The sequence below is a fragment of the Streptomyces sp. NPDC091271 genome (assembly GCF_044757505.1).
Classification (GTDB): domain Bacteria; phylum Actinomycetota; class Actinomycetes; order Streptomycetales; family Streptomycetaceae; genus Streptomyces.
Genome location: NZ_JBIVVD010000001.1, coordinates 343,380 through 354,599 on the forward strand (window position 1 = coordinate 343,380; position 11,220 = coordinate 354,599).

The following is an 11,220-nucleotide window of genomic DNA, read 5'->3' on the forward strand; positions in this document are numbered from 1 at the left end:
GGACCACAGGGGGAGACCGTATGCAGCCGCTGGAAGCCGGCGAACCGCACACCATCGGCGCCTACCGGCTGCTCGGCAGACTCGGCGCCGGCGGGATGGGCCGGGTCTATCTGGGCCGCAGCGCGGGCGGACGCACCGTCGCGGTCAAGGTCGTGCACCCCCACTTCGCCCTCGACGAGCAGTTCCGCGCGCGCTTCCGCCGCGAGGTGGACGCGGCGCGGCGCCTCGGCGCGCGGTGGACCGCCCCGGTCCTCGACGCCGACCCCGACGCGGCCGTGCCGTGGGTCGCGACCGGTTACGTGGCCGGGCCCCCGCTCTCCGACGCGGTCACCCGCCACGGCCCGCTGCCCGAGTACGCGGTACGGGCCCTGGGGGCCGGGCTCGGCGAGGCGCTCGACGCCGTACACGCGCACGGCCTGATCCACCGTGACGTGAAGCCGTCCAACGTCCTGCTCGCCCTGGACGGCCCCCGGCTGATCGACTTCGGCATCGCCCGGGCCCTCGGCGCCACGGTCTCCCTCACCTCCACCGGCGTCTCCGTCGGCTCGCCGGGCTACATGGCACCGGAGCAGATCCGCGGCCTGGACATCTCCGGGGCGGCCGACGTCTTCTCGCTCGGCGCGGTCCTCGCCTACGCGGCCACCGGCACCGCGCCCTTCCCCGGTGACTCCTCAGCTGTGCTCCTCTACAAGGTGGTGCACGAGGAACCCGAACTCGGGGACCTGGAGGGCGAACTGCGGGAGCTGGTCGCCGGGTGCCTCGCCAAGGACCCGGCCGACCGGCCCGCCCCCGCCGAACTGGCCCGCAGGCTCGCGCCCGGCGGGGCCGCCGCACTGGTGGCACCGGGCTGGCTGCCGGGCCCGCTGGTGCGTGAGGTCAGCACGTCGGCGGTGGCCCTGCTGGACCTGGAGCCGCAGGACGCACCGGTGCGGTCCGGGCCGGTGCCGTTCAGCAACGCCTCACTGGGGAGCGCGGCTCCCGGCACCTTCGGCCCGCCGTTGCCGCCCCCGCCGGCCGAGCCCCCGGCCCACGCCGACACGCCGGGCAAGCGGGACCCCGAGGCCCGGATCGGCGTCACCGTGGACACCGGCCGGCAGCCCGGCGGGCGGCGGGGGCGGCGGGTCAGCTGCACCGTCGCGCTGGCCGTCGCCGGGGCGCTCGCCGTGGTGACCGTGGGTGTCGCGACGCTGGGGGACCTGTTCCCGGGCGGCGGCGGCAACGACCACGGCAACGACGCCGCGGAGCCCCCGGCGTCCGGCCAGTCGCAGAAGCCGACGGACGCCGGGTCGAAGACCCCCGCGCCCTCCGCACCGGTGAGCACGCTGCCCAAGGCGTTCGCCGGCACCTGGAAGGGCTCCGCCACCGAACGCAGCGGCGCGCCGCACGGCACGGTCACCGCCGTCTTCGTCGAGGGGAAGAGGAACGAGGAGGTGGTCCGGCTGTCGTACAGGTTCGACGCGCTCGGGACGACCGTCGTCTGCAAGGGCATCGGCACGCTCGTCTCCGGCACGGCCACCGAGCTGAAGATCAGGGAGCGCGCCGACCCGGACGCCCGCACCGGCGCGCTGTGCACCGGGGGCGAGGCCGACCTCGTCTTCACCCTCACCTCCGACGACACCCTGCGCTACGAGTCCCACGAGGAGGCCGCGGGCAACCCGAAGGGCACCCTCAGCCGGTCCGGCGGCTGACCCCGGTAAGGGCTGGCGTACGCTGGATCGGTCCGTAGATCCGTTGAAAAACCGCCGAAAGGTGACAGCCCGGTGACCGAGAAGGCCGACCTCCAGCCCATCCTCGACCGAGCCGCCGAAGGCGGCCGGATCACTCCGGAAGAGGCCCTCGACCTGTACCGGTCGGCTCCCCTGCACGCCCTGGGTTCCGCCGCCGACGCCGTGCGCCGCCGCCGTTACGCCGGTACGGAGCACATCGCGACGTACATCATCGAGCGCAACATCAACTACACCAACGTCTGCGTCACGGCCTGCAAGTTCTGCGCCTTCTACGCGCCGCCCAAGGACACCGCCAAGGGCTGGTCCCGCGACCTCGACGACATCCTGCGCCGCTGCGCGGAGACCGTCGAGCTCGGCGGCACCCAGATCATGTTCCAGGGCGGACACCACCCGGACTACGGCGTCGAGTACTACGAGGAGCACTTCTCCGCGATCAAGAAGGTGTTCCCGCAGCTCGTCATCCACTCGCTGGGCGCCTCCGAGATCGAGCACATGGCCCGCATCTCGGGAGTCTCCGCGAAGGAGGCCATCGAGCGCATCCACGCCGCCGGCCTCGACTCCTTCGCCGGCGCCGGCGCCGAACTCCTGCCCGCCCGGCCGCGTACGGCGATCGCCCCGCTCAAGGAGTCCGGCGAGCGCTGGCTGGAGATCATGGAGATCGCGCACGGCCTCGGGGTCGAGTCCACCTCCACCATGCTGATGGGCACCGGCGAGACCAACGCCGAGCGCATCGAGCACCTGCGGATGATCCGCGACGTCCAGGACCGCACGGGCGGCTTCCGCGCCTTCATCCCGTACACCTACCAGCCGGAGAACAACAAGCTGAAGGGGCAGACGCAGGCCACCCTCTTCGAGTACCTGCGGATGATCGCCATCGCCCGGCTCTTCCTCGACAACGTGGCCCACATCCAGGGCTCCTGGCTGACCACGGGCAAGGAGGTCGGCCAGCTCTCCCTGCACTACGGCGCGGACGACCTCGGCTCGATCATGCTGGAGGAGAACGTCGTCTCCTCGGCCGGTGCCAAGCACCGCTCGAACCGGCTCGAGATCATCGACCTGATCCGCAAGGCGGGCCGCGTCCCCGCCCAGCGCGCCACGACCTACGAGCACCTGGTCGTCCACGACGACCCGGCGAACGACCCGGTCGACGAGCGCGTCGTCTCGCACATCTCGTCCACGGCGATCGCGGGCGGCACGGCGCACCCGGAGCTCAAGCTCCTGAACGCCAACTGACGTTTCGGTGCTGACGATCCACGCCGCGCCGCTGGTCCTTCCGGTCGGCGCGGCAGGCGTCGACGGCGGCGCGGTCGCGGTGGACGGCGACCGGATCGTGGCCATCGGCCCGTACGACGTGGTGACCGTGGAGCACCCGGGGGCCCGGGTCCGGCAGTGGCCGGGCGTCCTCACCCCCGGCCTGCGCCAGTGGGACGCCGTCCCGCTGCTGACCCGTTGCTACCACCCCGACCCGCGCGAGGCGGACGAGCTCGGCGAACAGCCGCTGACCGGGGCGGACTTCGAGCGGCTGGCCGGGCGGATGGACGAGCCCCGCCGGGCCGGCAGCGTACGCCGAGGGCTGCAGCGCATGCTGAGCCACGGCACCACCCATGTCGCGGGCCCGTTCGACGACCACGCCGTACGCACCGCCGTGGCCCGCTCGGGTCTCACGGCGGTGGCCGGGGCTCCCGGCGGCCTCCGCGGCGGGCCGGGCCTCGATCCGTTCGCCCGCGGCCGCGACCTGCCGGGTTCCGTGCACGCCCCACTCACGGTCGGCGGCCGCGCCGACCTCGCGGTCTTCGACGTGCCCGACGAGGCGGCGCTGGCCGCGGCGGGCGCCGGGACCTGCGTCGCCACGGTGCTCGGCGGACGGCTGGTCCACCGGCGGCGGTGAGGGCCGCCCCGCGGGGACCGGCGCACCGGGCCGACGCGGCCTACGGCACGGACGGGCCGCCCAGGTAGCGGCCGTTCCCGTCGTACGGCCAGGCGTTGGAGGTGCAGCCCTTGAGCCCCTTGATCTGCTGCATCATCGCGGGGGCCGGTTTGCCGGCGCCGGGGCAGGTCTCGTGACCGTGCCCGAGCCAGTGGCCCACCTCGTGATTGATGATCAGGGCGCGGTACTCGGTCGCCGGACCGTCGAAGGTCGGCGAACCCAGCTGCCAGCGGTCCAGATTGACCATGACGTTCTTCCCGCCGCGGCAGTTCACCTCGCCCCCGGTGTTCAGCCCGTACTGTCCGCAGAGCCGGTCGGTGGTCTTCGCCGTCCCTATCTTGATCACCAGTCCGGCCGAATCGTCGTCGACCCGGGTGAAGGTCCGGGTCCCGCCCTTGCTCCAGCCCCGTGGGTCGGCGAGTATCTCCGCCACGTCCTCGGCGGCGCTGTCGGGGTCCACGCCGATGCCGTCCTCCACCTCCACGCGGTAGCGGCTGCCGCCGCCGCCGGACGAGGTGCCCTCGCCGGCCACGGTGAAGGTGCCGGGGCCCGACTCCGGCACGGAGTCCGGATCGACGGACTCCTCGGCGCTCGGTGAGGCCGTGGGGGACTTCGACGCCTCGGGGCTCACCAGGGCCTTCGGTGAGGCCGAAGCCTCCGGTGCGGTCGTGGCCGACGGCGGGGTGGTCCGGTCGGCCGCCACGGCGGCGCCGTCGTCCTGCCACGGTGGGTCTGCGTAGAGGAAGGCCGCGGCCGCCGCCACCGCGACCACCGCCCCGGCGAGGAGCGCACGCCGTCGCCGCGTCCGTTTTCGGAGGGCCATGGAGCGCTTCCGGGACTGTGCGCGCGAGGGTCTGGATCTCGGAGCGGGTGTCCCGGCCCCCCGCCGGGAGCCGGCGGCGTTCCGTATTCGATGTGTGTCGTCACTGTGCATGTTGTGGTGAGTATCCGTGGTCTCGGTGTGGTCGTCCAGGGTGGATGATCATCCGCCCCGCACGTTGACCTGCTCCTCGAGCACCGGGTGCCCGTCCGCCTTCCGCGCACCGTCCAGCGGTCCGTTCTCCCGTCCGTAGTCCAGGAGTTGCTGGGGTGCCAACGGGGCGGAAACCCCTTTCTTCTCATCGGAGGAGACGACGATTCGGGCGTCGCTGTTCCCGAAATCGAAAGACCGTTCCACGCGTCGCTCCCGCCGCCGCCGGATATCGGGGGCGGGGCTGCTTGAATGGGAGGGTGACCCGAGCATCCCTGGACAAGCAGCCGCACGAAGTCGCCTCGATGTTCGACGACGTGGCGGCGAACTACGACCTCACCAACGACGTGCTGTCGCTCGGACAGGCGCGGCTCTGGCGTAAGGAGGTCGCCCGGGCCGTCGACGCCCGCCCGGCCCAGAAGATCCTCGACCTGGCGGCCGGCACGGCCACCTCCTCACAGCCGTTCGCCCGGGCCGGCGCCTATGTGGTGCCCTGCGACTTCTCGATCGGGATGCTCCGGGTCGGCAAGGCGCGCCACCCGTGGATGCCGTTCACCGCGGGCGACGGCACGAAGCTCCCGTTCAAGGACGAGACCTTCGACGCCGTCACGATCTCCTTCGGGCTGCGCAACATCCAGGACACCGGTGCCGCGCTGAGCGAGTTGTACCGGGTCACGAAGCGCGGCGGCCGGGTCGTGATCTGCGAGTTCTCCCAGCCGACCTGGACGCCCTTCCGGACCGTCTACACCGAGTACCTGATGCGCGCGCTGCCGCCGGTGGCGCGGGCGGTGTCGTCCAACCCGGACGCCTACGTCTACCTCGCCGAGTCGATCCGCGCCTGGCCCGACCAGGCCGGCCTCGCGACGCTGCTGCGGAAGGCCGGCTGGTCGAAGGTGGCCTGGCGCAATCTCACCGGTGGAGTGGTGGCACTCCACCGGGGCGTGCGCGACTGAGGCCCCCCGGCCGGATTCAGAGCTCCAGCCGGAAGCAGTACGCCTCCTGCTTCGTCACCGGGGAGGTGTACGTCTCGGCCTGCCGCATGCCGAGGCGTACGGCCACCGCCACCGAGCGGGCGTTCCGCGTGTTGATCATCGCGACTACCTCCCGCACCCCGAGCGCCTTCATCCGCTCCAGCGTGGCGCGCGCGGCGGCGGTCGCGTAGCCGTGCCCCCAGGCGGCCCGGCCCAGACGCCAGCCGATCTCGATCTCGCCCACCGGTCCGAACGACTCGTGCGGCCAGGGCTGGGCGCCCGTGAAGCCGAGCACCTCCCCGGCGTCGTCCAGCACCGTCCACAGACAGTGGCCGAGCTCCGCGTCGTGCCGGCGCTGGCGGGCGGTCAACTCCTCGTACACGGAGTACTCAGCCGCCCGGCCGCCGTGGAATTCCATCACCTCCGGATCGGCGAACACCCGGTGCCAGGCCATGGTGTCCTCGTCGGTGGGGACACGCAGATGGACGGACGGAGTCGAGTCAGGCACGTGCGGCATCGGGGAGCCCTTCGGAAGGTTGATCAGCAGGCACCCATAGACTGCACGCGACATGTGCCGCGCGGCACGCGAATTCGAGTCTTCGGGAGATCCGACCGTGACCGAGCCCCTCTCCGAGCACAGCGCGGACGTGATCGTCGTCGGAGCGGGCCCAGCCGGCTCCACGACCGCGTACCACCTCGCCAAGTCCGGACTCGACGTCCTCCTCCTGGAGAAGACGGCCTTCCCCCGGGAGAAGGTCTGCGGCGACGGCCTCACCCCGCGCGCCACCAAGCAGCTCGTCTCCATGGGCATCGACATCTCCGAAGAGGCCGGCTGGCTGCGCAACAAGGGCCTGCGCATCATCGGCGGCGGCTCCCGCCTCCAGCTCGACTGGCCGGACCTCGCCTCGTATCCGGACTACGGTCTGGTCCGCAAGCGCGACGACTTCGACGAGCAGCTCGCCCGCCAGGCCCAGAAGGCGGGCGCCCGGCTGTACGAGCGCTGCAACGTCGGCGAGCCGGTCAAGGACGAGCGCACCGGACGCATCACCGGCGTCCACGCGAAGCTGGGCGAGGAGAAGACCCCGGTCACCTTCCACGCCCCGCTCGTCGTCGCCGCCGACGGCAACTCCACCCGGCTCTCCCTCCACATGGGCCTGCACCGCCGCGAGGACCGCCCGATGGGCGTCGCGGTCCGTACGTACTTCACCTCGCCCCGCCACGACGACGACTACCTGGAGTCCTGGCTGGAGCTGTGGGACCGGCGCGGCGCCGAGGACCGTCTGCTGCCCGGCTACGGCTGGATCTTCGGCATGGGCGACGGCACGTCCAACGTCGGCCTCGGCATCCTCAACTCCTCGTCCGCCTTCAAGGAGCTCGACTGGCGCGAGGTGCTCAAGGCCTGGTGCGCCTCCATGCCGGAGGACTGGGGCTACACCCCCGAGAACATGACGACGCCGATCCGTGGCGCCGCGCTCCCGATGGCCTTCAACCGCCAGCCGCACTACACCAAGGGCCTGCTGCTCGTCGGTGACGCGGGCGGGCTCGTCAACCCGTTCAACGGCGAAGGCATCGCCTACGCCATGGAGTCGGGCCAGCTCGCCGCGGACGTCATCGTCCAGGCGCACGCCCGCGCCACGCCCGCCCAGCGGGAACTGGCCCTGCACAACTACCCGAAGATCCTCAAGGACACCTACGGCGGCTACTACACGCTGGGCCGCGCCTTCGTGAAGATGATCGGGAACCCGAAGGTCATGAAGATCGCCACGCAGCGCGGTCTGACCCACCCCGTCCTGATGAAGTTCACGCTGAAGATGCTCGCCAACCTCACCGACCCGACCGGCGGCGACGCGATGGACCGCATCATCAACGGCCTCTCGAAGGTCGCCCCGAAGGCCTGATTTGACGGGCCCGGGGACGACCAGGGCCCCGGACCCCGCGGCCCTGCCTGCGATAGGTTCGGGCCATGGGGGCAACAGGGGCACGGACCACCGGCGGCTGCCGACGGCTCGGCGCGGCCGGATCACTGGCGGTCGCGCTGGGCGGCTGGGCCGTCGGCACGCTGCCGGCGCACGACCCGTGGGGGCTGTGGGTTCCTCACGGGCCCGCTGTGACCGCCGTGGGCTACGCCCTGGCGTACGGCGGACTGACCGTGCTCGTCGTCGCCTGGTGGCTGCACGGGAGGGCGGGAGCCTCCGTACGCGACACCCTCGTCACCCTCGCGTGGTGGACCGCCCCGCTCGTTCTGGCGCCACCGCTCCACAGCGCGGACGTCTACAGCTACATCGCGCAGGGCGCGATGGTCCTCGAAGGCCATGACGTCTACGAGGCGGGCCCGTCCGTCCTCGACCCCGGCGGGCCGGGCGGAGACGCCGCGGCGAGCGTCGGCGGCCACTGGACCGACACCCCGGCGCCGTACGGCCCGTTCTTCCTCGTCCTGGCGCGGGGCGTGGCGTGGGCGACCGGCGGCACGATCGTGCCGGCCGTGCTGGGGATGCGTCTGATCGCCCTGGGCGCACTGGTGCTGATCGTGTGGGCCCTGCGGAATCTCGCCCGGGAGCACGGCCGTGACGAGAGCTCCGCCCTGTGGCTCGGGGCACTGAACCCGCTGCTGCTCATCCATGTGGTCGGGGGCGTCCACAACGACGGCCTGATGACCGGCCTCATGCTGGCCGGTGTGCTGCTGGCCCTGCGCGGGCGCTGGATCGCCGGGTCGGCGCTCGTCGGGCTCGCGATGATGGTCAAGTCGCCCGCTGCCGTGGCGCTGCTCTTCGTCGGCATCGTGGTGGGCCGGGCCACGAGCGGGCCGGTCGTACGGCGGGTGGCGAAGGGCTTGCTGGCACCCGGGCTGGTCGCCGGGGCGGTCGTGGTCGGCGTGACGTTCCTCGGCGGCACGGGATTCGGCTGGATCGGGACCCAGAGCGTCGCGGGACGCATCCACACCGCGCTGTCCGTCAGCAGCGACCTCGGCCTGGGGCTGGGCGAACTCCTGCGGCTGCTGGCCGGGACCGACCCGGATCCGGTCAAGTCCGCCGTGCAGAACCTCGGTCTGCTGGTCGCCCTGGTGCTCATCGCCCGCCTCGCCTGGCAGGCGACGACCGGGCGTACGGAACCCGTCCCCGCCCTGGGCCTCGCGCTGCTGGCCCTGGTGGCGCTCTCGCCGATGGTGCAGCCGTGGTACCTGCTGTGGGCCACGGCGGTGCTCGCCGCCACCATGAGCGGCGGCCGGGCGGTGGCCGCAGTGACCGTGCTGTCGGCCGCGCTCGTCTACGAGACGCAGCCCAAGGGCTCGACCCCGCCGTACGGCTTCGTGCTGGCCGCCGTCGTGTGCGTGGCGGGCCTGGTGCTCCTGCGCAGGGAGAAGGCCGAACCGGAACGCGGCCAGGTGCCGGGCCAGCGCCTGCCGGCGGAAGCCACGGCGGAGGCGGACGTGGAAGCGGACGCCGGCCGGGCACGATGACGGGCCGTCACTCCGGGCGGAGGAGTGACGGCCCGCGGTCGTGCTCAGGCGTGCGGAGCTTGTGAATCAGAGAACGCGGACGGCGCCCGACGGCGGGTCGTAGTCCAGGGACTTCTGCACGACGCCGGTGCTGGAGTTCTGCGCACCGACGAACTCGCCGCCGCCCACGTAGATCCCGACGTGGTACGCGCTGCCGGCACCGCCCCAGTACAGGATGTCGCCGGGCTGGAGGTTGTCGAGCGAGACCTGGGTCCCGGCCGTCGACTGGCTCTGCGAGACACGCGGCAGGTCGATGCCCACCGAGCCGAAGGCGGCCTGGACCAGGCCCGAGCAGTCCCACGAGTTCGGGCCGGTGCCGCCGGAGACGTACGCGTCGCCGATCTGGGACTGCGCGAACGCGATGACGGACGCGGCGGACCCGGTGGCACTCGACGACGAGGAGGAGGAGGAAGAAGAGGAGGACGACGAGGAGTCGGAGGCCGCGCTGAGCGTGGTGCGCTCGGCGGTGCGGGAGGCGCGCTCGGCGGCCTCCGCCTTGGCCTCGGCGGCTGCTTCGGCCTTCTTCTTGGCCTCGGCCTTGCGGACCGCCTCGGCCTTGGCCTTCTTGGCGGCCTTGGCGGCGGTCTCGGCGGCGGCGTCCTCGTTCGCCTGGGTCTCCAGGTCGAGGGCGACCGCCTGGGTTGCCTGCGCGGACGCGGCGACGGAAGTGGAGAGCCCGGCCGTGATGGTGGGCATCTCGATGGTCTGGGTCACCGGCTCGGCCTGAGCCGGACCGGCGGCACCCGCGACCGCGATGGTGCTGAGGACGCCACCGGCAACTCCTGCCCGCAGCGCCGTCTTCGAGGCACGCTGGCGGGGCTTCCGGTGGCTGGGTATGTGAGCGGTGTGGGACATGAGTACTAGCGCTATCAGGGCCGTAGGGGTCCCATCAAGAAACGTGTGTTGCGACACAGTTACGTTCGGAATCTATGAATCCGCTTATTACGGGCCCTTATTGACGCCCTAACGGACAAAACGGGCACGTCCATGCACCCCTGTGATCACGGTGTTCTTTCAATACGCCCTAATTGCCCGTCGCTTACCATCCGTTCACACGGTTGGCCAAGCCCGCTTTTCTTGAAGCGTGCATGAAGTGATGCAGGTCACAGTATGACTCTCCTGTGAGAGGCAACCGCGCGGTCGCGCGCCGCGTGCGGAGCGAGGCGGGGCACCACCTGGCGACGACGTGCCCCATAGGGGAGTCATGTCCGTTTCCCTGACCCCCCGTCGGCGCTCGCGTAGTCCTCCGGGTGGATGGCCCGGCCGAGAAGAACCCGTCGCCCCGCGCATCCGGATGCCGCGCTCCGGTCCGGCCCTCTCCAGCCGCCCGGAACTTCGTGAATGCGTGCGCATTGTCCACATCGGTACCGGAGTCCCCCCGTCCGAGTGGCTGCCACCTGGGGCCGATTCCTATATCACTCGTCCGGTGTCCATCGCCAATTTGCTTGTACGGTCCGTCGATTGATAGAGCCACGCCTCTTTGACCAGCGATAACGCCGCGAGATGTCACGTCTCGTAACTGGACGGCCGCTTCGCGTATGAAGATCACCGCTCATCCGACTTCATGATCGTTCGTCAGGTGGTGGAGATCACAAAGACGTTGGTGCACCCCGTGTCGCAGATCACAGGACGGCAGGCATAGGATGCGGGGCAGTCGGGCTTGTGAACTGCCTCACATGTGCACGATCTTGATGAGGTGGCGAGCCGGTCGCCCGATGCGGTCCAACGGTCAAGGACGACTGGAAGGAGCGAGGAGCGTGAATGCCTACGCGCCCATCCTCGTGCTCGGCGCCCTCGGGGCAGGGTTTGCGATCTTCTCCGTGGTCATGGCCACGCTTATCGGCCCTAAGCGGTACAACCGAGCAAAGCTCGAAGCGTACGAGTGCGGTATCGAACCCACCCCCACTCCAGCCGGAGGCGGCCGCTTCCCCATCAAGTACTACCTGACGGCGATGCTGTTCATCGTCTTCGACATCGAGATCGTCTTCCTCTATCCCTGGGCGGTCACCTTCGACGCCCTGGGGATCTTCGGGCTCGTGGAGATGCTGCTCTTCGTGCTCACCGTCTTCGTCGCCTACGCGTATGTGTGGCGCCGGGGCGGCCTGGAATGGGACTGAGGGGCTGAGGGG

General features: G+C 71.3%; 11 protein-coding genes. 7 read left to right on the forward strand and 4 right to left on the reverse strand.

Annotated features, from left to right (window positions below; all coding sequences use genetic code 11):
- Window positions 1–20: 20 nt before the first annotated feature.
- The 3 genes from ACIQM3_RS01720 to ACIQM3_RS01730 all read left to right on the forward strand — a co-directional run bounded on the left by ACIQM3_RS01720 (window position 21) and on the right by ACIQM3_RS01730 (window position 3,615).
- The gene (locus tag ACIQM3_RS01720) at window positions 21–1,688 is read left to right on the forward strand and encodes a serine/threonine-protein kinase (protein ID WP_401617421.1); all 1,668 of its coding nucleotides are present in this window, start codon (window positions 21–23) and stop codon (window positions 1,686–1,688) included.
- A 72-nt stretch (window positions 1,689–1,760) separates the two neighbouring features.
- Window positions 1,761–2,960 (forward strand): cyclic dehypoxanthinyl futalosine synthase, encoded by a 1,200-nt coding sequence (gene mqnC, locus ACIQM3_RS01725; RefSeq protein ID WP_401617424.1) that lies wholly within the window; start codon window positions 1,761–1,763, stop codon window positions 2,958–2,960.
- Between the two features lie 7 nt (window positions 2,961–2,967).
- Complete coding sequence (locus ACIQM3_RS01730; RefSeq protein ID WP_401617427.1) at window positions 2,968–3,615, forward strand: imidazolonepropionase-like domain-containing protein; 648 nt, start codon at window positions 2,968–2,970, stop codon at window positions 3,613–3,615.
- 40 nt (window positions 3,616–3,655) lie between these two features.
- Here the strand turns inward: ACIQM3_RS01730 and ACIQM3_RS01735 are convergent, their stop codons facing one another.
- Together ACIQM3_RS01735 and ACIQM3_RS01740 are read right to left on the reverse strand one after the other, a co-directional pair.
- Window positions 3,656–4,477 carry a DUF3152 domain-containing protein gene (locus ACIQM3_RS01735; RefSeq protein ID WP_401617430.1) on the reverse strand — a complete coding sequence of 274 codons (822 nt, stop codon included), beginning with the start codon at window positions 4,475–4,477 and terminating at the stop codon, window positions 3,656–3,658.
- Window positions 4,478–4,636: 159 nt separating this feature from the next.
- Window positions 4,637–4,831: a hypothetical protein gene (locus ACIQM3_RS01740; RefSeq protein ID WP_401617433.1), complete on the reverse strand. Its 195-nt coding sequence runs from the start codon at window positions 4,829–4,831 to the stop codon at window positions 4,637–4,639.
- A gap of 53 nt (window positions 4,832–4,884) precedes the next feature.
- Between ACIQM3_RS01740 and ACIQM3_RS01745 the strand changes: the two genes are divergently transcribed.
- Window positions 4,885–5,577 (forward strand): demethylmenaquinone methyltransferase, encoded by a 693-nt coding sequence (locus tag ACIQM3_RS01745; RefSeq protein WP_401617436.1) that lies wholly within the window; start codon window positions 4,885–4,887, stop codon window positions 5,575–5,577.
- A 16-nt stretch (window positions 5,578–5,593) separates the two neighbouring features.
- Here the strand turns inward: ACIQM3_RS01745 and ACIQM3_RS01750 are convergent, their stop codons facing one another.
- Window positions 5,594–6,112 (reverse strand): GNAT family N-acetyltransferase, encoded by a 519-nt coding sequence (locus tag ACIQM3_RS01750; protein WP_401617439.1) that lies wholly within the window; start codon window positions 6,110–6,112, stop codon window positions 5,594–5,596.
- Window positions 6,113–6,209: 97 nt separating this feature from the next.
- On the opposite strand from ACIQM3_RS01750, the gene ACIQM3_RS01755 reads away from it, so the two are divergent.
- Window positions 6,210–7,493, forward strand: a complete 1,284-nt coding sequence (locus ACIQM3_RS01755) for a geranylgeranyl reductase family protein (RefSeq protein ID WP_401617442.1) — start codon at window positions 6,210–6,212, stop codon at window positions 7,491–7,493.
- Between the two features lie 65 nt (window positions 7,494–7,558).
- Window positions 7,559–9,052 carry a polyprenol phosphomannose-dependent alpha 1,6 mannosyltransferase MptB gene (gene mptB / locus ACIQM3_RS01760; RefSeq protein ID WP_401617445.1) on the forward strand — a complete coding sequence of 498 codons (1,494 nt, stop codon included), beginning with the start codon at window positions 7,559–7,561 and terminating at the stop codon, window positions 9,050–9,052.
- A 66-nt stretch (window positions 9,053–9,118) separates the two neighbouring features.
- On the opposite strand, the gene ACIQM3_RS01765 is transcribed toward mptB, so the two are convergent.
- Entirely contained in the window at window positions 9,119–9,946 is an 828-nt protein-coding gene (locus ACIQM3_RS01765; RefSeq protein ID WP_401617448.1) for a C40 family peptidase, read from the reverse strand.
- 902 nt (window positions 9,947–10,848) lie between these two features.
- Between ACIQM3_RS01765 and ACIQM3_RS01770 the strand changes: the two genes are divergently transcribed.
- The gene (locus tag ACIQM3_RS01770) at window positions 10,849–11,208 is read left to right on the forward strand and encodes an NADH-quinone oxidoreductase subunit A (protein ID WP_003992243.1); all 360 of its coding nucleotides are present in this window, start codon (window positions 10,849–10,851) and stop codon (window positions 11,206–11,208) included.
- Window positions 11,209–11,220 lie beyond the last annotated feature (12 nt).